Raw genomic sequence first — 20,907 nt, forward strand, 5'->3', positions numbered from 1 at the left:
GGGGTAAAAATGAAGAAACTCATCATCGCACTGGCCGCATCGGCCGCCGCCATCGTCGGCGTTGTTCCCGCAGCCCAGGCGGCAGACGCCAAGAAGGTCTGCTTCGTCTATGTCGGCACCAAGACCGACGGCGGCTGGACGCAGGCACATGATATCGGCCGTCAGGAACTGCAGAAGCATTTCGGCGACAAGATCGAAACGCCTTACCTCGAAAGCGTTCCCGAGGGCCCGGATGCCGAGCGCGCAATCGAGCGCATGGCCCGTTCCGGCTGCGAACTGATCTTCACGACCTCCTTCGGCTTCATGGATGCCACCGTCAAGGTTGCGCAGAAGTTCCCGAAGGTGAAGTTCGAGCACGCGACCGGTTTCAAGACCGCTGCAAACCTCGCGACCTACAATTCGCGCTTCTACGAAGGCCGTTATATTCAGGGCCAGATCGCGGCTAAAATGTCCCAGAAGGGTCTCGCCGGTTACATCGCTTCCTTCCCGATTCCGGAAGTGGTGATGGGCATCGACGCCTTCGTTCTCGGCGCGCAGTCCGTCAACCCGGAATTCAAGGTCAAGGTCGTCTGGGCCAACACATGGTTTGACCCCGGCAAGGAAGCCGATGCTGCCAAGGCACTGATCGACCAGGGCGTCGACATCCTGACCCAGCACACCGACACCACTGCCCCGATGCAGGTTGCTGCAGAGCGCGGCATCAAGGCTTTCGGTCAGGCATCCGACATGATCAAGGCTGGTCCAAACACGCAGATGACGGCGATCGTCGATACCTGGGGCGCCTATTACATCAAGCGCACACAGGCCCTTCTCGATGGCACATGGAAGTCCGAATCGGTCTGGGACGGCCTCAAAGACGGCATCCTCACGATGGCGCCATACACGAACATTCCTGACGATGTGAAGAAGATGGCGCAGGAAACCGAAGCCAAGATCAAGTCGGGCGAACTGCACCCCTTCACCGGCCCTGTCAAGAAGCAGGACGGTTCCGAGTGGCTGAAGGCTGGCGAAAAGGCTGAAGACAAGGTTCTTCTCGGCCTGAACTTCTACGTCGCAGGCGTGGACGACAAGCTGCCGCAGTAACGGTTGCATTTGAAAATATCAGCTTCTATCCTGCCGCGCATAGTCTCTATGCGCGGCTCTTTTTTTTGGAGGAAGCGATGAAATTACTTCGCACGAAGGAAATCCTCGACGTCGATGATACTGATCTTTCAGCATCGACATTCAACGATTCAAATCTTTCCGGCACAACTTTCAACCAGATCAATTTTTCAGGCGCGTCATTCAACGACAGCAATATGAGCGGCTGGTCTGTCAATGACGTCAACCTCTCGGGCCTTGTCATGAACGCCGTGAACATGTCCGGTGCCGTCATCAAAAATGCCAATCTTACAGGCGCGCAGATCAATGGAAGCAGACTGACAGGCGCGACCATCGATGGGATTGAGATCAGCGAGCTTCTGGCTGTCTACAAGGCCAACCGTCCCGGCAAGAACGAGGTTTAGAGTTGGCGCAAGGCCGATTGCCGCTCCGCATTTTGATGCCAGACAAAGCAGACACGTCTTTGACCACGAAAGGCTCTTTCACCGCGCAGACGCGCGGCGGCTGGATACCGGATCAAGTCCGGTATGACGGGGGTGTTTGGTGCCGTGAGGAATATCAAGCCGCGTCTGGAAACAGGCGCGGCTTTTCCTTGCCCGCGCTCACGGCAGGTTTCGGGCATTCATGCAATTTCCATGGTTTCTTCAGTCTTGAGCGTTTATAGCGAAAACCGAAGTCCGCCTATTCGTCGGTGGCTGAAATGAATGATCGAGTCGGAGATATCAATGGAACGCAGTTGCCTAGCCGTTATTCTTGCCGCTGGTGAAAGCACACGGATGAAATCATCCATGTCGAAGGTGCTGCATCCTGTGGCTGGCCGGGCGATGATTGCGCATGTGATGCAGGCCGTCGCGGGTGCTGGCGTCAGCGCTGCTGCACTCGTGGTGGGCCGTGATGCGGACAAGGTGGCGGATGCGGCGCGTGGGGCTGGTGTCAGCGTCGAGCCCTATCTTCAGAAAGAGCGACTTGGAACTGGCAATGCCGTTCTCGCAGCGCGTGCTGCCATCGAAAGCGGCTATGACGATGTGCTGATTGCCTATGGCGATGTGCCATTGCTGACCTCAGAGACACTCAATAAGGCGCGTCAGGCGCTGAGCGACAATGTCGATGTCGTCGTCATCGGTTTTCACACCGACAGGCCGACCGGCTACGGTCGTCTGCTGGTGGAGAATGGCGAACTGGTTGCCATCAGGGAAGAAAAGGACGCGACGGACGAGGAGCGCAAGGTTACCTGGTGCAATAGCGGTCTGATGGCGATCAATGGCCGCCGCGCGCTCGATCTTTTGACCCGCATCGGCAACAATAACGCCAAGGGCGAATATTACCTGACAGACGTTGTGGAAATCGCCCGCTCGCTGGGCGGCAAGGCCATTGCCATCGATGCGCCGGAAACTGAGCTGACCGGCTGCAACAACCGCGCCGAACTCGCTTACATCGAAAAGCTCTGGCAGGAGCGCGCCCGCCATCAATTCATGATCGATGGCGTGTCCATGACAGCGCCGGAAACGGTATTCCTGTCTTGGGATACAAAGATCGGTCAAGATGCGTTGATCGAGCCCAACGTCGTTATCGGGCCCGGCGTCACAATCGAATCAGGAGCCGTGATCCACGCATTTTCCCATCTGGAGGGCGCGCATGTCAGCGGCGGTGCGACAGTTGGGCCTTATGCACGGCTTCGACCCGGTGCCAATCTGGCCGCCAATTCAAAAGTCGGCAATTTCTGCGAGGTCAAAAAGGCAGAGATCGGTGAGGGCGCGAAGGTCAACCACCTCACCTATATCGGCGATGCTTTCGTGGGCGCTGGCAGCAATATCGGGGCAGGGACCATCACCTGCAATTACGACGGCATCAACAAGCACGAGACGCGCATCGGCAAGAACGCCTTTGTCGGCTCCAATTCTTCGCTGGTGGCACCGGTGACGATTGGTGATGACGCTTACGTCGCCTCCGGCAGCGTGATTACAGATGACGTGCCCGGCGATGCGCTGGCCTTCGGTCGTGCCCGTCAGGAGGTAAAGGAAGGCCGCGCCACTGCTTTGCGCGCCCGCGCACAGGCCATCAAGGACGCCAGGAAGAAGTCCTGACAATCGTAACGAACAGACATTGAAAGTGACCGTTGTTCCAATTGCGATTTTTGCGGAAACCGCTACGACTTCGGCTGTCAAAAGCATCGGCTCATAAGGACACGTCCAGCGAGTCGTTGCTCGAAATTTTTTGGAGAAGTGCATGTGCGGTATTGTTGGTATTGTTGGAACGCAGCCGGTTGCGGAGCGCCTCGTGGATGCGCTGAAGCGGCTGGAGTATCGGGGTTATGACTCCGCTGGCGTTGCAACGATCCATGACGGCGCACTCGCCCGCCGACGTGCAGAAGGCAAGCTCTTCAATCTCGAAAAGAAGCTTTCGGAAGAGCCGCTGCCCGGCCTGACCGGCATTGCCCACACGCGCTGGGCAACCCATGGCGTGCCGAACGAAACCAATGCCCATCCGCATTTCGTAGATGGTGTCGCGGTTGTCCATAACGGCATCATCGAGAACTTTTCCGAATTGCGCGATGAGCTTGCGGCAGAGGGTGCCACCTTCACCACGCAGACGGACACGGAAGTCGTGGCCCAGCTTCTGGCGAAATTCACCCGCGATGGAATGGACCACCGCGCCGCCATGCTTGCCATGCTGAACCGCGTCACCGGCGCCTATGCGCTTGGCGTCATGTTTCAGGATGATCCGTCAACGCTTCTCTCTGCCCGTTCCGGCCCGCCGCTGGCCATCGGTTATGGTCGCGGTGAGATGTTCCTGGGCTCGGATGCCATTGCGCTTTCACCCTTTACCAGTGAGATCACCTATCTGGTGGACGGTGACTGCGCCATCATCACCGCAAATGGCGCAGAAATCATCGATTTCTCCGGCAAGCCGGTCAAGCGCGCCCGCCAGATTTCGCAGGCGACGGCTTATGTGGTGGACAAGGGTAACCACCGCCATTTCATGGAAAAGGAAATCTATGAGCAGCCGGAAGTCATTTCCCATGCGCTGAGCCACTACGTGGATTTTGCTGAAAAACGCGTGAAGAATGCCGACCCGGCCATCGATTTCGCCAAGCTCACGGGCCTTGCGATTTCCGCCTGCGGCACGGCCTATCTCTCTGGCCTCATCGGCAAATACTGGTTCGAGCGTTATGCCCGCCTGCCGGTCGAAATCGATGTCGCCTCGGAGTTCCGCTACCGCGAAATGCCGCTTCTGCCTACGCAGGCAGCCCTGTTCATTTCGCAATCGGGGGAAACGGCAGATACGCTGGCGTCCCTGCGCTATTGCCAGGAAAATGGCCTCAAGATCGGCACGGTCGTCAATGTTCGCGAATCGACCATGGCACGTGAATCGGATGCCGTGTTCCCCATTCTCGCCGGCCCTGAAATTGGCGTTGCTTCCACAAAGGCCTTCACCTGCCAGCTCGCGGTTCTCGCATCGCTTGCCATTGCTGCTGGCAAGGCACGCGGAACACTTACCGTCGAGCAGGAAACAGACCTCGTTCGCCACCTGATCGAAATGCCGCGTGTGATGAGCGAGGTCCTGAACGCCATCCAGCCGCAGATCGAAACCCTGTCGCGGGATCTCTCCCGCTTCAAGGATGTGCTCTATCTCGGTCGTGGCACCAGCTATCCGCTGGCGCTGGAAGGTGCGCTGAAGCTCAAGGAAATTTCCTATATACATGCCGAAGGTTATGCCGCAGGCGAGTTGAAGCACGGGCCAATTGCGCTGATCGACGAGAACATGCCTGTTATCGTCATTGCGCCGCATGACCGCTTTTTCGAGAAAACCGTTTCCAACATGCAGGAAGTCGCAGCGCGTGGCGGCAAGATCATTTTCATCACGGATGAGAAGGGGGCGGCCGCCTCGAAGCTCGAAACCATGGCGACGATCGTTTTGCCGAACGTGGATGAGATCATCGCCCCGATGGTCTTCTCGTTGCCAATCCAGCTTCTCGCTTACCACACCGCCGTCTTCATGGGCACCGATGTGGACCAGCCGCGCAATCTGGCGAAATCGGTGACTGTGGAATAATTCCAGGATGGGATTTTGGGGCAGGGGAACGGCGTTTCCCTGTCTCTCCGTTGTTGACGGTAACGAAGGTTTGACGGCCCGGGCAGATCATGACGATTATTTCATGATCTCGCTCTTGCGAGCTGGAACGGCCTCCGGCATTGTCCGTTATCAACCTGCCTACTTTGGTGATACCGAACAGCCCTGCGGATTGTATGACAGATCACCCCCTCAAAGTTTCTTTTGCGACGCGCCTGCGCAATAATTTCCTCACCGGAATTCTCATTCTGGCGCCGGTCACCATCACCATGTGGGTGGTGTGGACCTTTCTGCAATGGGTCGACAGCTGGGTTAAACCATATATTCCAGCGCGTTACGATCCCGAGCAATATTTCGATGTCGCCATTCCGGGCTTCGGCCTGCTGGTCGCCGTCATCGGTATTACGCTGATCGGTTTTCTCGGCAACAATCTCATCGGCAAATGGATCGTCAGCTTCGGTGAGTCGGTGCTGAACCATATGCCATTTGTCCGACCGATCTATAAGAGCATCAAGCAGCTATTCGAATCGGTGCTGAAGGAACATTCCAGCTCCTTCAAGAAGGTCGGTCTTATCGAGTTCCCGTCACCCGGGACCTATGCGATGGTGTTCGTGGCGTCTGACGCCAAAGGTGAGTTGGCCTATCGCTTCAATGAAATCGGTCAGGAAATGGTGGCGGTGTTCCTGCCGCCGACCCCAGTGCCAACCGCCGGCTTTCTGCTGTTTGTGCCCAAGGACAAGATCACGATCCTGGATATGTCGCCGGAAGATGCCGCCAAGCTGCTGATTTCGGGCGGACTTGTTGCGCCGGATTTCGAATTGCCAAAGGCAATTGCTGCGGCCCCAGACTACTCATCATCCTCGTAAACGTCGCCGCTCGGGGCAGATGTCGAGTGAAAGACCGGGACGAAAAGGCGCATATAGACGAAGCGCACCGTCCAGCCTTCATCCTGCGCCTTCGCCCAGGCTTTCTTGCGACCCGGTTTCTTGAATTTTTTGCCGATCGTTTTCTTTTCGCTTTTTGCGAATGTCTCCGGCAGCAGCAGATTGTCGGGCGAGCAAAGCGCGTAGCCCTTGCAAAAGGCGGCTGGCGGTAGGGGCATGTCATTCATGATCGTTAGCCTGCATGGAGGAAACGGATCGCCTCGTCACGGCGATGGAGATAGAGCAGGGTGCGCAAATTGCGACCTCGCTCGCTGGTGAGTTCCGGGTCGCGCTCAATGATATAGGTGGCGTCTTTGCGGGCAATTTCCAAGAGGTCGGCATGGGCTTCTAGGCTGGCAATGCGAAACCCGGGCGTGCCCGATTGGCGGGTGCCAAGCAGTTCGCCTTCGCCGCGCAGTTTCAAATCCTCTTCGGCAATCAGAAAACCGTCTTCGCTGTCGCGCAAAATAGACAGGCGTGCCTTGCCATTTTCACTGAGCGGACCTTTGTAGAGCAGGATGCAGGTCGATGCTTCATCCCCACGTCCGACGCGTCCGCGTAGCTGGTGCAACTGGGCTAGACCAAAGTTTTCGGCGTGCTCGATGACCATGATGGTTGCGTCAGGCACATCGACGCCCACTTCCACAACGGTGGTTGCTACCAGAAGCCGCGTCTCTCCGCTCTTAAAGGCAAGCATGGCGGCGTCCTTTTCCGGGCCGCTCATGCGCCCATGAATAAGACCGATGGAAGCGCCGAGGGACTTGGAAAGAACCGCGTGCCGCTCCTCCGCCGACATGAGGTCGGATTCTTCCGATTCCTCCACCAGAGGGCAGATCCAGTAGGCTTTCTTGCCTTCCGAAAGCGCGCTTTTCAGCCGCGCAACGATATCGCCAATGCGTTCGGTGGGAATGGTCACGGTCTGGATGGGTTTTCGCCCGGCGGGCTTTTCGGTCAGCTTCGATACGTCCATATCGCCAAAGGCCGCCAAGACCAGCGTACGCGGAATGGGTGTCGCTGTCATGACCAGCATGTGCGGGCTGATGCCCTTGGCGGTGAGCCGCAAGCGCTGGTGAACCCCGAAGCGATGCTGCTCATCCACGACCGCCAGAACAAGGTTCTTGTAACTGACGCTGTCCTGAAACAGCGCATGGGTGCCGATGACGATCTGCGCTTCACCGGAGGCTATGCGCTCCTCGATTTCACGGCGCTCCTTGCCCTTGGTGCGACCGGTCAGCACCTCACAGGAAATCCCTGCAGCGGTGGCGAATTTAGAAATGGTCGCGAAATGCTGGCGTGCCAGAATTTCCGTCGGTGCCATCAGCACGGCCTGACCGCCAGCCTCGACAGCGGTCGCCATGGCCATCAGCGCAACCAGCGTCTTGCCCGCGCCGACATCGCCCTGCAACAGACGCAACATGCGGTCTTCACCGGCCATGTCGGTCAGAATGTCCTTGACCGCAGCGCTTTGACTGGCAGTCAATGAAAATGGCAGGCTGGCAAGAATTCTCGCAGCAAAGTCGCCCTTGGCGCGGATGGGTTGGCCCGCAACCTTGCGCAGCCTTTGGCGCACCAGCGCAAGCGAAAGCTGACCTGCCAGAAATTCATCATAGGCAAGGCGGCGCCTGGCCGGTGCTTGCGGGTCAATGTCGGCCCCATCGCGCGGATCGTGCAGTTCACGGAACGCATCTGCCACATGTGGAAAGCTCTGGCGCGCCGCCAGGGTCTCGTCGATCCACTCCGGGAAAACAGGCATTTTTCCAACTGCGCCATCAATGGCGCGCCGCAGAACCTTGGGCGACAGGCCTGCCGTCAGCGGGTACACGGGTTCGACCATGGGCAGGTTTTCGGCTTCCGAAACCTTCACCATGAAGTCGGGATGCACCATGGAGGCCCGGCCGTTGAACCAGTCCACCTTGCCGCTGACCATCACCTCTTCATCAACTGGCAGCGCTTTGGCTAGCCAGTCGCCGCGGGCGCGGAAAAATGTCAGAGCCAGTTCGCCGGTTTCGTCGTGCAGGAACACGCGATAGGGGGCGGACCGGTTGCCGGGCGGCGCTGGTTGGTGACGGTCGACACGGCCCTGAATGGTGACGATGGAACCCTGTGGCGCCAGAGCGATACCGGGTCGATTGCGCCTGTCGATCACGTTGTAGGGTGCGTGGAACAGCAGGTCGAGCACGCGGGCTTCCTGAGCACTTTCGCGGCCAAGCAGCTTTGCCAGCAAATCGGCAAGCTTGGGTCCTACGCCGGAAAGCGTGGCAACGGGGGCAAACAGGGGATCAAGGAGAGCCGGGCGCATGGCGAGCAAAATCGGGGAAGGCGATACGCATTGCAAGAGTGGCGCCACATTAAACACGGTTTATTCGCCCAAGTTTTTCGGCGGGCTGCAATATTTCCGCAAAAACCGGTTCCCAAACGTTCCCGCCCTGTTCTATAGGAGGGGACGGTCAACAAACAGGTGAATGCGATGACAGGACTGGTACGCACGAGCGCCGACCTCGACACGAGGCGCAGGCGAATTCTTTATCGTTGCTGGCATCGCGGTATCAGGGAAATGGACCTTGTGCTCGGCCAATTTGCCGAAGAGAACATTGCAGACCTTTCCGATGCGCAGCTGGATGAGCTAGAACAGATCATGGCCGAGGAAGACCAGGACCTCGTGCAGATGGTGACGGGCGCGCAGGCCATCCCTGAAAAATTCCAGACGCCCCTGTTTATGAAGATTATCTCCTACCGCCCGGATTTCGATCTGGTCTCCGCCCAGAACGGAAGCAGCTCATAATGATAGCCGGATTCGATGTCAGGCTGGTGGCATCGGCCGATACGCCGCTGACCATCGGCAATGTGCCAGCAGGCACAGAAGCCTTTCTGCTCGCGGATCTGGTTCGGCAAGGCACCTCTGTTGCCTATGTCGTTTCCGACGGCCAGCGCCTCTCTGACCTCGAGCAGGTACTGGGTTTTGTCGCGCCTGAGATTCCCGTTCTGACCTTGCCCGCGTGGGACTGCCTGCCATACGACCGCGTGTCGCCCAGCGCACATGTTTCTGCCCGCCGTCTGGCAACACTGTCTGGCCTCATCCATCACCAGAAAAAGCCGCATCCCGCCATCGTGCTGGTGACCGTCAATGCCATGTTGCAGAAGATGGCGCCGCGCGATGTGATTGAAAGCCTCGCATTCTCGGCCAAGCCGGGAAATCAGATCCGCATGGAAGACATCGCCGCCCGGCTGGAGCGCAATGGTTTCGACCGTGTGGCGACTGTGCGGGAAGTCGGTGAATTCGCGGTGCGCGGCGGCATTCTGGATGTGTTCGTGCCCGGTACGGAAGAACCGGTTCGGCTGGATTTCTTCGGCGATACGCTGGAAAGCATTCGTACCTTCGATCCTGCAAGCCAGCGAACCATCGGCCAGGCCCGCTCGCTGGACCTCAATCCGATGAGCGAAGTCACGCTGACGCCCGATACGATCAGCCGTTTTCGCAAGAATTATCTCTCTCTCTTCGGCGCTGCGACGCGCGACGATGCCCTCTATCAGGCGGTTTCCGAAGGCCGGCGCTATGCCGGGATGGAACACTGGCTGCCCCTGTTTTACGAAAAGCTGGAAACCGCGTTCGATTACCTGTCCGGCTTTCGCATCGTTACCGACCACACCGCGCGTGAGGCTGCGGTGGAGCGCTCCAAGCTTGTCCATGATTATTTCGAGGCAAGACAGAACACTGGCCAGACGAAAGGCACGACGCAGGGCGCACCCTATAAGCCCGTTTCACCCAGCCAGATTTATCTGGGCGGCAAGAGCTTTGATGAGGCACTGAACGCCGTCAATGCGGTACGTCTGACGCCATTCAACGAGCAGGATACGAAGGACAAGCCGGTTGCCACGCTGGATGCCCATGTCGGCCCCCGTTGGGCGAAATCGGCGACCGAGAGTGAAAGCGAAGACCGGATCAACGTCTTTACGCTTGCCGTCAAACATATTGCCGAGCGGCGCTCCAAGGGCTGGAAGGTTCTGATCACCGGCTGGTCGGAAGGTTCGCTTGATCGTCTTTTGCAGGTCTTGAACGAACACGGACTTGAGAACATCAAAACCGTGACATCGCTGAAAGAGGTAGAGAAGCTTGGCAAGGGTGAGGCTGCTGCGGCGGTGCTGAGCCTTGAGGCCGGGTTCGAAACCGGCAACCTCGCGGTTATCGGCGAGCAGGATATTCTCGGCGATCGCATGGTTCGCCGCTCCAAGCGCCGCAAGCGCGGTGCCGACTTCATCTCTGAGGTCGCCGGGTTGGACGAGGGATCGCTTGTCGTTCACGCCGAACACGGCATCGGTCGGTTCGTGGGCCTTCGGACCATCGAGGCGGCGGGCGCGCCGCGCGACTGCCTTGAGCTCCACTATGCAGACGATGCCAAGCTGTTCCTGCCGGTCGAAAACATCGATCTTCTGTCTCGCTATGGTTCCGATGCTGCAGAAGCCAATCTCGACAAGCTGGGCGGTGGCGCCTGGCAGATGCGCAAAGCCAAGCTCAAGAAGCGCCTGTTGGACATGGCGGGTGATCTCATCCGCATCGCTGCGGCACGCATGGTGCGTCATGCGCCAGCACTTATTGCCCCCGATGGCCTCTACGACGAGTTTGCCGCGCGGTTCCCCTATGACGAGACGGAAGACCAGCTGAACGCCATCGAGTCGGTGCGTGAGGATCTTGGTGCCGGTCGTCCCATGGATCGCCTGATTTGCGGCGATGTCGGCTTCGGCAAAACCGAAGTGGCATTGCGCGCAGCATTCCTGGCTGCCATGAACGGCGTGCAGGTTGCCGTCGTTGTGCCCACCACGCTGCTGGCCCGGCAGCATTTCCGTACTTTCTCCGAACGTTTCCGTGGTCTGCCGATCCGGGTGCAGCAGGCTTCTCGCCTCGTTGGCACGAAGGAACTGGCGCTGACGAAAAAGGAAGTGGCGGAAGGCAAGACGGATATCGTCGTCGGCACGCACGCGCTTCTGGGTGCGGGCATCACTTTCGCCAATCTCGGCCTTCTCATCATCGATGAGGAGCAGCATTTCGGTGTGAAGCACAAGGAACGGCTGAAGGAGCTGAAGAGCGACGTACACGTTCTGACGCTATCGGCGACGCCCATTCCGCGCACCTTGCAGCTCGCAATGACGGGTGTTCGCGAACTGTCGCTGATCACGACCGCGCCGGTCGATCGCATGGCCGTGCGCACCTTCATTTCGCCTTTCGATCCGCTCGTCATTCGCGAAACACTGATGCGTGAGCACTATCGCGGCGGTCAGAGCTTTTATGTGTGCCCGCGTCTTGCTGATCTCGCAGATGTTCATGCCTTCCTCCAGTCTGACGTTCCTGAGCTGAAGGTTGCCGTGGCACACGGGCAGATGGCGGCGGGTGAGCTGGAAGACATCATGAATGCCTTCTATGACGGAAAGTACGATGTGCTTCTGTCTACCACGATCGTTGAATCCGGGCTGGATGTGCCAACTGCCAATACGCTGATCGTCCACCGCGCCGACATGTTCGGCCTTGCGCAGCTTTACCAGCTTCGTGGCCGGGTGGGTCGCTCCAAGGTTCGCGCCTTTGCGCTGTTTACACTTCCGGTCAACAAGGTGCTGACGACAATGGCGGAGCGCCGCCTGAAGGTTCTGCAGTCGCTCGATACACTGGGCGCAGGCTTCCAGCTGGCCAGCCATGACCTCGATATTCGCGGCGCAGGCAATCTGCTCGGTGAAGAGCAATCCGGCCATATCAAGGAAGTCGGTTTCGAGCTTTATCAGCAAATGCTGGAAGAGGCCGTCGCCGAGGTCAAGGGTGAGGACGAGGTCATCGACAGCGGCTGGTCGCCGCAGATTTCCGTCGGCACATCGGTCATGATTCCGGAAAACTACGTGCCGGATCTGCACCTGAGAATGGGGCTCTATCGCCGCCTGGGTGAGTTGACCGATCTTGGTGAAATCGACGGCTTCGGTGCCGAGATGATCGACCGCTTCGGACCGTTGCCAAAGGAAGTGCAACATCTGCTCAAGATCGTCTACGTCAAATCCCTGTGCCGCACGGCCAATGTCGAAAAGCTGGACGCAGGTCCAAAGGGCGTCGTCGTTCAGTTCCGCAACAAGGAATTCCCGAACCCGGCGGCACTTGTGGGCTATATTGCCAAGCAGGGCTCAATGGCGAAGATCAGGCCGGACCACAGCGTGTTCCTCACGCGCGATTTGCCAACGCCTGAGAAGCGTCTGGCAGGTGCGGCCATGGTGATGACGCAACTGGCGGAACTGGCAAAAGGCTGACGTCACGCAGCGGTGATCGATCATTACGTCGAGTTAATCGAACGGACATGTATCGGTAGCTTTTGGAGGTCTAGTCTTGGCTCTCAAGGGATGGCAAATGTCTTGCCATCCTGGTTCAGGGTCGTTTCGGGCCGCGTAGGCTGAAGCGGGAACCTTGATTTCAGCGAAGCAGATGCGGGGCAAAGCCAGAGGCATCTTACCCCTTTTCCGCTTCATTTTAGGGAGCAGGACCATGTGGACCAACATCAACAGGTTCGTCACCGCTGGTCTGGTAGCCTTGACAATTGCAGGCACGACAATTGCCACGACCACCCAGGCTGAAGCACGCAACAATTTCGGACGCGGATTGGCCGCCGGTATTGCCGGCACGGTCGTTGGAGGGGCCCTTCTGGCAGGGGCGTCGCACAATTATTATGGACCGCCCGCTTATGGCTATGCGCCGGTCTACGGTCCCCCGGCCTATGGTCCACCAGTCGCCTACGAAACCGTTTATCCCCGCTGCCACATGGAGTGGCATCAGGATGGCTGGGGCAACATGTATCGCGCAAGGGTATGCTACTGAGCGAGAAATCAGGTCTTTGATGTATCGTCCTGCGGCGTCATCGCCACGGCCACATTCTGGTCAGCCGCCGCAACGGATGTCGGGAGAGGCACATGCCGCTGCCTTTCCCGGATCAGCGTCAGCAGACCCGATCCGATGATGAGGGCTATCCCCACAAACATCCATCCGTCGATCTTGTCGCCGAAAATCAAATAGCCGAACAGGATTGCCCATAACATCTGGCTATATTGCGTTGGGCCGATAACTGCAGCGGGCGCGTATTTCGCGGCATACATGACCAGCACATTGGCAAGCGCGCCGAGCAATCCGTAGCCCGCCAGGAACATCCATTGCTCCATATCAGGCGGGGTAAAGGTCTTCGCCATGGCCACGCCGCAAATGACCAGCGTTCCCAGGAGCCCCGCGCCATAGAGCGAGATATTCTTTTCCGATGGTCCCATCGCGCGGAAGATGACGATGGATATGGCCCCGCACAGACCCGCGACAATGGCGGCGAAATGGCCGGTCGAAAGCTCGCGAAAGCCGGGTCTCAAAATGACGATAACGCCTGCAAAACCGATGATGACGGCAGACCATCTCTTGATGCCGACCAGTTCCTTGAGGAAAAGCACCGACATGATGGTGACGAAGGCGGGCAGGAGGAAGATGAGGGCGAAAGCTTCCGCCATCGACAGATAGGTGAAAGCGGTCACCGAGGTGATCGCGCCGAGACCCGACGAGATGAAGCGAAGGATCCACAGGGGGCGGTTGGTGGTGCGGATGATGTCGCGCCAGTCATCATTGCGTTTGCGGATGAAGGGCAGGGCGGCCAGCCCGAACAGCGCACCGAAAAATGCCGACTGGAAGGGCGACAGCTGCCCTTCGATGAGCTTTACACTGGCATCGCTCCACGCATAGGCCGCGAAGGCGGCAAAGGCGAGAAGGATGCCTTTCAACGTGCTATCGGACACGGAAACACCAGAATTTACCAGGGGCAGGAATCGACAGCGCGCTGGCTGAAGATCAGTTCATAGCCCTATGCTCTTCCAGCTTCATTCTGGCAATATCCCGCAGTGCATTAATAAGCACTTCCTTGCTCTGCGCTCCGCTGACGGCATATTTCTGATCGAGTATGAAGAAGGGGACGCCAGCAACGCCCATCTGCTGCGCCGCATCGATCTCGGCGACAACGGTGTCCTTGTCTGCATCGGAGGCCAGAAGTTTCGTGACGACCTCGCGGCTCATTCCGGCCTTTTCACCAATATCTGCGAGAACGGCGTGGTCGCCAATGTTGAGGCCTTGCTCAAAGTTGGCGCGGAACAGTTCCGTCACCACCCGGTCCTGAAACTCGCGGCCTTCGGCATGGGCCCAGAGCGAAAGGCGGTGTGCGTCAAGCGTATTGGGGCCAACCTTTATGGCGTCGAAGTTGAAGTCTATGCCGACTTCCTTGCCGAGCTGCTTCAGCATGTCGTGCGCCTGCTCGACCTTTTCCTTGCCGCCCAGCTTTTTTTCCAGTTCGGCCTTCTGGTCTACGCCCTCCGGTGGGTAATCCGGGTTCAGGCGGTAGGGACGCCAGTTCACATCGATGCTGACTTCATCGAGAACTTCCGCAATTGCGAGATCCAGGCGTGCCTTACCGAGATAGCACCATGGGCAGACCATGTCGGAGACGACGTCGATAACAATGCGTTGCATGGTGCTTCCCTTTCAGACCAGACTATCTCTGCCCCATCTAGGGGCCTTGCCGTGCTTGCGCAAGGCATCACCGCAACAGATCTACCCTTAGACCTATTGGACGCGGGCATCCCACCAGCTGGTTTTCTGGTTCCCCAAAAGAGGGGTTGCCTCCGGTCGTTCGATATATTTCCACCGTGCCACCCACTGAGCCCCGATATAGTAAAGCGGGATAATGTAGTGCCCCGCCGTCAAGAGCCGGTCATAGGCACGCACTGCCGCCTGAAAGTCTTCGGTGGAGCGCGCCTGCAACAATGCTTCAAGCATCCGATCCACCTCAGGATCTGCCACACCCGCATAGTTGAAGCTGCCATTTGCGTCGCGAGACGCCGAGCCCCAGCGATTGAGCTGCTCTGCCCCCGGTGACAGTGAAGAGGGGAGTGAACGGATGATCATATCGTAATCGAAGCTGTTGGAGCGGGCCTGATACTGGCCATCATCGACGGAGCGAATTGCCATATCGACGCCGATCAGCTTCAGCGAACGTTGATAGGCAAGAGCGATACGCTCCTGTGCCGGGTTTTGCGTCATGATCTCGAATGACAGGGCCCGGCCATTGGCATCGGACATTCTGCCGTTCTTGATCGTGTACCCGGCCTCTTTCAAACGGTCGACAGCGAGCTTTAACACCTTGCGGTCGGCGCCTGAGCCATCCGTCACCGGCAGAGCATAGGTTCCGGCGAGAAGTGCTGGCGGCAGTTTTTTTGCGGTGTCGCCCAGCAGCGCCAGCTCCCGCCCACCCGCGGCATTGCCGAAAGCTCCGAGTGTCGAATTCTGCCAGTAGCTTTGGGTACGCTTGAACGCACCGCCGAGGATGTTGCGGTTCATCCATTCAAAGTCGAGTGCGAAAGAAAGACCTTCACGGACTTTCTGATCTGCAAAAATGGCCCGGCGCGTGTTGAAGACCAGGCCGAACATGCCGGAGGGCAAACGCGATTCGAAAACGTCGCGGGCAATCTCGCCGCGATGAACCGCCGGGAAATTGTAGGCTTGCCCCCAGTGAGACGTGTCCGATGTGCCGTTGATTGCATCGCCTTCAGGATAAATGTCGATATCGCCCTTCTTGAAGGCTTCGAACATGGTGGTGACCTGCAGGAAATAGATGATGCTGATCTCATCGTAATTGTCGAACCCGACTTTTGCGGGAACATCCTTGCCCCAGTAGTTTGGATCACGCTCCCAAACGACCCGCTCGCCGGGGCGCAGCGTCTTGATTCGGTAGGGGCCGGACCCGACGACGGGCGACAGCCCCGCCTGCTCGAAGGTTGCCGGATCAATCGCGTGCTGCGGCAGAATGGGGGTCGATGATGCGAGAATGAGGGGCGTTTCGCGGTTGGCGTTTTCGTTGAAGGTGAAGCGCACGCCATGCTCTCCAACCTTCTCCATCTTCTCGACGCCGCTCAGCCTGCTGTTGAAAGGCGGACGGCCTTTTTCCTTCAGAAGATTAAAAGTGAAAATCACGTCATCCGGCGTTACCGGCTTGCCATCCTGCCATTTTGCCTTGGGGTTCATGTTGAACTGGATATAGCTGCGCTCGTCGTCCCACTCCGCACTTTCAGCGAGCAGACCGTAAAGCGAGAAAGGTTCGTCGTTCGAGCGCTGCATCAGCGGCTCATACAGAAGGTTGCCAAATTCCGGATCCCACACACCGCGCGCAGTTGTGCGCATCCCCTTTAAAACAAAGGGGTTGAGGCTGTCGAAGGTGCCGACGACACCATAGGAAACACGTCCGCCTTTTTTGACGTCGGGCTTCACATAGGGAAAATTCTTGAAGTCGGCGGGCAGGGCAGGATGACCATGCATCGAAATTCCATGAAGGGGTTCCGCCAACGCCAGACCTGAAAAAAGAAGGGCGGGGATGAACGCCAAGAGGCTTCGCATATTGATGTCCTGTCGCATTCGGGCCGTTTGTTTGGGATTGCTTTGCCGGGAATGGGCGGCCCATCTTGTATTGATTCCCGCCGGAATGTATCACACCCAACTATGGCAGGCATCCGACGAGATAAAATCTCTTGATGCCAAAAGAAAAAGTTGAAGAAGTGCTGGATATCGCCGCCGACGGGATGTAACAGGGTTGCCGAAACCGTCGGGTCACGCATTTGCCTCATTTAAACGACAGTGGAACGGGCAGACGGATACCGGTGATGTTGAGCAGCTCGAATTTTCTGCTTCGCATAAAAATTTAGGAGACGGAACTCTTATGACGAAATTCGCAAACACATTCACCCGTGCAGGCTTGTCTGCTCTCGTTCTTTCGCTGGGTGCCGTGTCTGCTCCAGCCGTATCTCAGGCTCAGCAGGCTGCCGCACCGGCTGGCTCGCCGCCACTTGGCTGGTTCAAGACATGCAGCAAGCAGGAAGACAATGATGTTTGCGTTGTGCAGAACGTCGTTCTCGCCCAGAACGGTCAGATGATCACGGCTGTTGGCCTCATCAGCGTTGAAGGCAAGGTCAACCGCAAGCTTCTGCAGGTTTCCGTGCCGACCGCGCGTCTCCTGCCTCCTGGTGTCATGATGCAGATCGACGGTGGCAAGGGTCAGAAGCTTGATTACGCCGTCTGCCTTCCCGACAAGTGCACCGCCGAAGTGCCGCTGACGGACGCCATGATCGCCAGCATGAAGAAGGGCACCGAGATCGTTTTCACCTCGATCAACTTCCGCCGTGCGCCAAACCCGATCAAGATCGCGCTCAGCGGCTTCACAGGTGCCTATGACGGTCAGCCAATCACCCAGTCCCAGCTTGCTGAAAGCCAGCGTTCCCTCCAGGAAGGAATGCAGAAGAAGGCTGAAGAAGCCCGCAAGAAGCTGGAAGCTGCGCAGGACGCCGCCAAGACCAAGCCTGCAAACTAAGACATCATCCAGATACAGAAAAACCGGCCTTGTTTCAGGGCCGGTTTTATTTTGACTACACCTGACTGGAAATCAGTGGGTCATCGCCGCCTTGGCACGCAATTCGCCATTGGGCGCCTTGTCGAATATGCGGGTGATGTTCGGATTGCGCAGCGGTTGGTCGCTCTCATCGTGTATCAGGTTCTGTTCCGATACATAGGCGACATACTCCGTCTCGTCGTTCTCGGCCAGCAGGTGGTAAAACGGCTGGTCGCGATCGGGGCGGATTTCCGCTGGAATGGCATTCCACCATTCTTCGGTGTTTGCGTATTCGGGGTCTACGTCAAATACCACACCGCGGAACGGAAACACCTTGTGGCGAACAACCTCGCCAATCGTAAATTTTGCGTCTCTTTGTTTCATGGCATGAACATCCTTTCCCCATACAATTTGGGGTAAAATATCAAAATATCAAGATATCTTGTGTCAATACTCAATGCCTGCGCCGTAACTTTTCAAGTGGAGCGGTGGCCAGCACCACGCCGCCCGTTACCAGCACTATGCCGAGGGCATGATAATCTTCGAACTGTTCTCCTAAAAACACGACTGCCATGACGATCGAAACCGGCGGCATCATGTAGAGCGTTATTCCTGCAGTGGCCGGGCCAAACACCCGCACGGTGTGGGTAAAGCAGTAGAATGCAAAGATCGACGCGAAGACGATGATGCCAGCAATCTTCGCCCAGGCCGTGAGCGATGCCGGCAGCATTCCGCCGTGGGCAATTTCAATGGCTGCAGGTGGTATCAGAACAAGTGCGCCGGACAGAGCAATCAATGTGAAAAGGCTGAGAGACGTCATTTCCCTGGCGGCGGGATCACGCAGGAGCAGCGAATAGATCGCGAAGGACACCGAGGCGACGAGAATGGCGATATCGCCGAGATTGAAGTTGAGATGAAGCAATTGAGCCGGATCGCCCTTCAAAACGATTGCGACGACGCCCGAAAATGCAACGACCATGCCCACCACCTCCAGACGCCTGATGGCGCGTCCGTAGAGAATGCGCTGGAACAGGATGATGAACAGGGAAGAGGTCGTATAGATCAACGTGCCATTGGCGGCTGAGGTCAGGGTGAGGGCCCAATAGACAACGCCGCCACAGATACCCATGCCGAGAAAGCCCAGGATAAGCCAGAGCGCGGTTTTTCGACGGACGAAGTTCCAGCAGGCACGCCAATCGCTAACGACAAATGGCGCTACCAATGCAGCCGAGAAAAACCAGCGCAGGAATGCCGTCGTGAAGGGCGAGACTTCGCCGATGACGCCGCGACCGAAGATGACGTTGCTTGAAAAGAAGAAGGGAACCGCAAGGAATATCAACCAGTCTCGCAGGCGAGGGGCGGTATCTGGTGCTGAGGACATGAATTTTCCGGCAGGGCTGCATTATCAACGCGGTGGTGGGATGGTCAGGCACACCCGTTGACGTGACCCTCCGAAAAGAGAAAGGCGCTGGTTGAGGCGCCTTTCCCGTAAGCCGATCAGGCCGAGTAGTACATGTCGAATTCGACCGGGTGAGGGGTCATTTCGAAACGCATGACTTCCTGCATCTTCAGTTCGATGAAGGCATCGATCTGGTCGTCATCGAATACGCCGCCAGCGGTCAGGAACTTGCGATCCTTGTCGAGGCTTTCAAGCGCTTCACGCAGCGAGCCGCAAACTGTCGGTATCTTCTTCAGTTCCTTTGCAGGCAGGTCGTAGAGGTCCTTGTCCATAGGCTTGCCAGGATGGATCTTGTTCTTGATGCCATCGAGACCAGCCATCAGCATGGCGGCAAAGCCGAGATACGGGTTCTGTGCTGGATCCGGGAAACGGACTTCGACGCGCTTTGCCTTCGGGTTGGAGCCGAAAGGAATGCGGCAGGATGCAGAGCGGTTACGCGCGGAGTAAGCCAGCAGAACCGGTGCTTCGTAGCCTGGAACCAGACGCTTGTAGGAGTTGGTCGTAGGGTTCGTAAACGCGTTGATGGCCTTGGCGTGCTTGATGATACCGCCAATGTAGTAAAGGCAGGTTTCAGACAGGCCTGCATATTCGTCGCCAGCAAAGGTTGGCTTGCCACCCTTCCAGATGGACTGGTGAACGTGCATACCCGAGCCGTTATCGCCGAAGATCGGCTTTGGCATGAAGGTTGCTGTCTTGCCGTAGGCATTGGCGACCTGGTGCACGACATATTTGTAGATCTGCATCTTGTCGGCGCTGGAAACCATCGTGTCGAACTTCACACCCAGCTCGTGCTGCGCGGACGCAACTTCGTGGTGGTGCTTTTCAACGACAACGCCCATTTCGCCGAGAACGGTCAGCATTTCAGAACGCATGTCCTGAAGGCTGTCGACCGGAGGAACCGGGAAGTAGCCGCCCTTGACGCGCGGACGGTGGCCCAGGTTGCCGGTCTCATAGTCCGTGTCGTCGTTGGATGGCAATTCGGACGAATCAAGCTTGAAGCCTGTGTTGTAGGGGTCGGCCTTGTACTTCACGTCATCGAATACGAAGAATTCAGGCTCAGGACCAACGAACACGGTATCGCCGATACCGGAGGCCTTGAGGTAGGCTTCGGCCTTCTTGGCTGTGCCGCGTGGGTCGCGGTTATAGGACTCGCCGGAGACGGGGTCGAGAATGTCGCAGAGAATAACCATGGTGGACTGCGCGAAGAACGGGTCCATGTGAACCGTTCCCGTATCAGGCATCAACACCATGTCGGATTCATTGATTGCCTTCCAGCCACCGATCGACGAGCCGTCGAACATGACGCCATCGGTAAACATGTCTTCGTCGACGCAGGCAATATCCATGGTGACGTGGTGCAGCTTGCCCTTTGGGTCAGTGAAGCGCAGGTCCACGAACTTTACGTCGTTGTCCTTAATCTGCTTGAGAATATCGTTTGCAGTCGTCATTTGAAACTTTTCCTTGAGTGTTTTGATAACAAGGCGAAGCCCCAGCATTTGCCGGGTTTCGTATTTTTATATGGCGTCGACGCCTGTTTCGCCCGTGCGGATACGAATGACTTCTTCCACGTTGGAAACGAAAATCTTTCCGTCACCAATGCGTCCGGTCTGGGCTGCATTGCGAATGGCCTCAATAACGGCATCCGCATTTTCATCCGCGAGCACGACCTCGACCTTCACTTTCGGCAAAAAGTCGACGACGTATTCTGCGCCGCGATAAAGTTCCGTATGGCCTTTTTGACGACCAAAGCCCTTGGCTTCTGTAACCGTTATTCCCTGTAGTCCGACTTCCTGAAGGGCTTCCTTCACTTCATCGAGCTTAAAAGGCTTAATGATCGCTTCGATCTTTTTCATGAGAAAATATCTCTCCGCTTCTCCCGTTAAAGCGGTCTTTCCGCTCTGCCACAAGAATGCACGTATCGTGCCAGATCGGA

The 20,907-nt window shown here is 57.4% G+C and carries 18 protein-coding genes; 9 read left to right on the top strand and 9 right to left on the bottom strand.

The window, feature by feature from the left end; genetic code table 11:
• Positions 1-9: 9 nt before the first annotated feature.
• The 5 genes from QRN85_RS11045 (at position 10) to QRN85_RS11065 (ending at position 6,038) form a co-directional block, all read left to right on the top strand.
• On the top strand, positions 10-1,083 hold the full coding sequence (locus QRN85_RS11045) for a BMP family ABC transporter substrate-binding protein (protein WP_062587088.1): 1,074 nt from the start codon (positions 10-12) through the stop codon (positions 1,081-1,083).
• 77 nt (positions 1,084-1,160) lie between these two features.
• Positions 1,161-1,505 (top strand): pentapeptide repeat-containing protein, encoded by a 345-nt coding sequence (locus tag QRN85_RS11050; RefSeq protein WP_284758012.1) that lies wholly within the window; start codon positions 1,161-1,163, stop codon positions 1,503-1,505.
• A 321-nt stretch (positions 1,506-1,826) separates the two neighbouring features.
• Positions 1,827-3,185 carry a bifunctional UDP-N-acetylglucosamine diphosphorylase/glucosamine-1-phosphate N-acetyltransferase GlmU gene (gene glmU, locus QRN85_RS11055; RefSeq protein WP_284758013.1) on the top strand — a complete coding sequence of 453 codons (1,359 nt, stop codon included), beginning with the start codon at positions 1,827-1,829 and terminating at the stop codon, positions 3,183-3,185.
• Between the two features lie 142 nt (positions 3,186-3,327).
• Positions 3,328-5,154, top strand: a complete 1,827-nt coding sequence (glmS, locus tag QRN85_RS11060) for a glutamine--fructose-6-phosphate transaminase (isomerizing) (RefSeq protein WP_284758015.1) — start codon at positions 3,328-3,330, stop codon at positions 5,152-5,154.
• Positions 5,155-5,348: 194 nt separating this feature from the next.
• A complete protein-coding gene (locus QRN85_RS11065) occupies positions 5,349-6,038 on the top strand; it encodes a DUF502 domain-containing protein (protein WP_062587091.1) in 690 nt (229 codons plus the stop codon).
• Here QRN85_RS11065 and QRN85_RS11070 read toward each other — a convergent pair.
• On the bottom strand, positions 6,020-6,283 hold the full coding sequence (locus tag QRN85_RS11070) for a hypothetical protein (protein ID WP_062587092.1): 264 nt from the start codon (positions 6,281-6,283) through the stop codon (positions 6,020-6,022). The two genes, QRN85_RS11065 and QRN85_RS11070, sit on opposite strands and share 19 nt — an antisense overlap.
• Before the next feature lie 5 nt (positions 6,284-6,288).
• Entirely contained in the window at positions 6,289-8,394 is a 2,106-nt protein-coding gene (recG, locus tag QRN85_RS11075) for an ATP-dependent DNA helicase RecG (protein WP_284758017.1), read from the bottom strand.
• A gap of 168 nt (positions 8,395-8,562) precedes the next feature.
• Here recG and QRN85_RS11080 point away from each other — a divergent pair, with 168 nt between their 5' ends.
• The 3 genes from QRN85_RS11080 to QRN85_RS11090 all read left to right on the top strand — a co-directional run bounded on the left by QRN85_RS11080 (position 8,563) and on the right by QRN85_RS11090 (position 12,936).
• Positions 8,563-8,877, top strand: coding sequence for an FAD assembly factor SdhE (locus QRN85_RS11080; RefSeq protein WP_112961498.1), 315 nt, complete (start codon positions 8,563-8,565; stop codon positions 8,875-8,877).
• Complete coding sequence (gene mfd / locus QRN85_RS11085; protein ID WP_113099796.1) at positions 8,877-12,374, top strand: transcription-repair coupling factor; 3,498 nt, start codon at positions 8,877-8,879, stop codon at positions 12,372-12,374. Before QRN85_RS11080 ends, mfd begins: the two co-directional genes overlap by 1 nt.
• 232 nt (positions 12,375-12,606) lie before the next feature.
• Positions 12,607-12,936, top strand: coding sequence for a hypothetical protein (locus QRN85_RS11090; protein ID WP_112961502.1), 330 nt, complete (start codon positions 12,607-12,609; stop codon positions 12,934-12,936).
• Between the two features lie 8 nt (positions 12,937-12,944).
• Here the strand turns inward: QRN85_RS11090 and QRN85_RS11095 are convergent, their stop codons facing one another.
• The 3 genes from QRN85_RS11095 to QRN85_RS11105 all read right to left on the bottom strand — a co-directional run bounded on the left by QRN85_RS11095 (position 12,945) and on the right by QRN85_RS11105 (position 16,530).
• Positions 12,945-13,886 carry a DMT family transporter gene (locus tag QRN85_RS11095; protein ID WP_284758021.1) on the bottom strand — a complete coding sequence of 314 codons (942 nt, stop codon included), beginning with the start codon at positions 13,884-13,886 and terminating at the stop codon, positions 12,945-12,947.
• Between the two features lie 52 nt (positions 13,887-13,938).
• Positions 13,939-14,610, bottom strand: coding sequence for a DsbA family oxidoreductase (locus QRN85_RS11100; protein ID WP_062587097.1), 672 nt, complete (start codon positions 14,608-14,610; stop codon positions 13,939-13,941).
• 93 nt (positions 14,611-14,703) lie between these two features.
• Positions 14,704-16,530 carry an extracellular solute-binding protein gene (locus tag QRN85_RS11105; protein ID WP_284758023.1) on the bottom strand — a complete coding sequence of 609 codons (1,827 nt, stop codon included), beginning with the start codon at positions 16,528-16,530 and terminating at the stop codon, positions 14,704-14,706.
• 319 nt (positions 16,531-16,849) lie between these two features.
• Here QRN85_RS11105 and QRN85_RS11110 point away from each other — a divergent pair, with 319 nt between their 5' ends.
• Entirely contained in the window at positions 16,850-17,497 is a 648-nt protein-coding gene (locus QRN85_RS11110; RefSeq protein WP_062587098.1) for an invasion associated locus B family protein, read from the top strand.
• A 72-nt stretch (positions 17,498-17,569) separates the two neighbouring features.
• On the opposite strand, the gene hspQ is transcribed toward QRN85_RS11110, so the two are convergent.
• The 4 genes from hspQ to QRN85_RS11130 form a co-directional block, all read right to left on the bottom strand.
• Entirely contained in the window at positions 17,570-17,899 is a 330-nt protein-coding gene (gene hspQ, locus QRN85_RS11115) for a heat shock protein HspQ (RefSeq protein WP_112961506.1), read from the bottom strand.
• Between the two features lie 70 nt (positions 17,900-17,969).
• Positions 17,970-18,896 (bottom strand): DMT family transporter, encoded by a 927-nt coding sequence (locus QRN85_RS11120; protein ID WP_284758025.1) that lies wholly within the window; start codon positions 18,894-18,896, stop codon positions 17,970-17,972.
• Positions 18,897-19,012: 116 nt separating this feature from the next.
• Positions 19,013-20,422 (bottom strand): type I glutamate--ammonia ligase, encoded by a 1,410-nt coding sequence (gene glnA / locus QRN85_RS11125; RefSeq protein ID WP_062587281.1) that lies wholly within the window; start codon positions 20,420-20,422, stop codon positions 19,013-19,015.
• Between the two features lie 66 nt (positions 20,423-20,488).
• The gene (locus tag QRN85_RS11130; protein WP_007753933.1) at positions 20,489-20,827 is read right to left on the bottom strand and encodes a P-II family nitrogen regulator; all 339 of its coding nucleotides are present in this window, start codon (positions 20,825-20,827) and stop codon (positions 20,489-20,491) included.
• Between the last annotated feature and the right edge of the window lie 80 nt (positions 20,828-20,907).

The sequence above is a fragment of the Agrobacterium sp. fls2-241-TYG-188a genome, assembly GCF_030209845.1.

What these genes read in the sequence shown, in the direction of transcription:
- glnA (WP_062587281.1), bottom strand. Translation starts at nt 20,422, where the DNA reads ATGACGACTGCAAACGATATTCTCAAGCAGATTAAGGACAACGACGTA.
- mfd (WP_113099796.1), top strand. Translation starts at nt 8,877, where the DNA reads ATGATAGCCGGATTCGATGTCAGGCTGGTGGCATCGGCCGATACGCCG.
- QRN85_RS11120 (WP_284758025.1), bottom strand. Translation starts at nt 18,896, where the DNA reads ATGTCCTCAGCACCAGATACCGCCCCTCGCCTGCGAGACTGGTTGATA.
- QRN85_RS11110 (WP_062587098.1), top strand. Translation starts at nt 16,850, where the DNA reads ATGACGAAATTCGCAAACACATTCACCCGTGCAGGCTTGTCTGCTCTC.
- QRN85_RS11065 (WP_062587091.1), top strand. Translation starts at nt 5,349, where the DNA reads ATGACAGATCACCCCCTCAAAGTTTCTTTTGCGACGCGCCTGCGCAAT.
- QRN85_RS11045 (WP_062587088.1), top strand. Translation starts at nt 10, where the DNA reads ATGAAGAAACTCATCATCGCACTGGCCGCATCGGCCGCCGCCATCGTC.
- glmU (WP_284758013.1), top strand. Translation starts at nt 1,827, where the DNA reads ATGGAACGCAGTTGCCTAGCCGTTATTCTTGCCGCTGGTGAAAGCACA.
- QRN85_RS11130 (WP_007753933.1), bottom strand. Translation starts at nt 20,827, where the DNA reads ATGAAAAAGATCGAAGCGATCATTAAGCCTTTTAAGCTCGATGAAGTG.
- QRN85_RS11050 (WP_284758012.1), top strand. Translation starts at nt 1,161, where the DNA reads ATGAAATTACTTCGCACGAAGGAAATCCTCGACGTCGATGATACTGAT.
- recG (WP_284758017.1), bottom strand. Translation starts at nt 8,394, where the DNA reads ATGCGCCCGGCTCTCCTTGATCCCCTGTTTGCCCCCGTTGCCACGCTT.
- QRN85_RS11105 (WP_284758023.1), bottom strand. Translation starts at nt 16,530, where the DNA reads ATGCGAAGCCTCTTGGCGTTCATCCCCGCCCTTCTTTTTTCAGGTCTG.
- QRN85_RS11100 (WP_062587097.1), bottom strand. Translation starts at nt 14,610, where the DNA reads ATGCAACGCATTGTTATCGACGTCGTCTCCGACATGGTCTGCCCATGG.
- glmS (WP_284758015.1), top strand. Translation starts at nt 3,328, where the DNA reads ATGTGCGGTATTGTTGGTATTGTTGGAACGCAGCCGGTTGCGGAGCGC.
- QRN85_RS11070 (WP_062587092.1), bottom strand. Translation starts at nt 6,283, where the DNA reads ATGAATGACATGCCCCTACCGCCAGCCGCCTTTTGCAAGGGCTACGCG.
- QRN85_RS11080 (WP_112961498.1), top strand. Translation starts at nt 8,563, where the DNA reads ATGACAGGACTGGTACGCACGAGCGCCGACCTCGACACGAGGCGCAGG.
- hspQ (WP_112961506.1), bottom strand. Translation starts at nt 17,899, where the DNA reads ATGAAACAAAGAGACGCAAAATTTACGATTGGCGAGGTTGTTCGCCAC.
- QRN85_RS11090 (WP_112961502.1), top strand. Translation starts at nt 12,607, where the DNA reads ATGTGGACCAACATCAACAGGTTCGTCACCGCTGGTCTGGTAGCCTTG.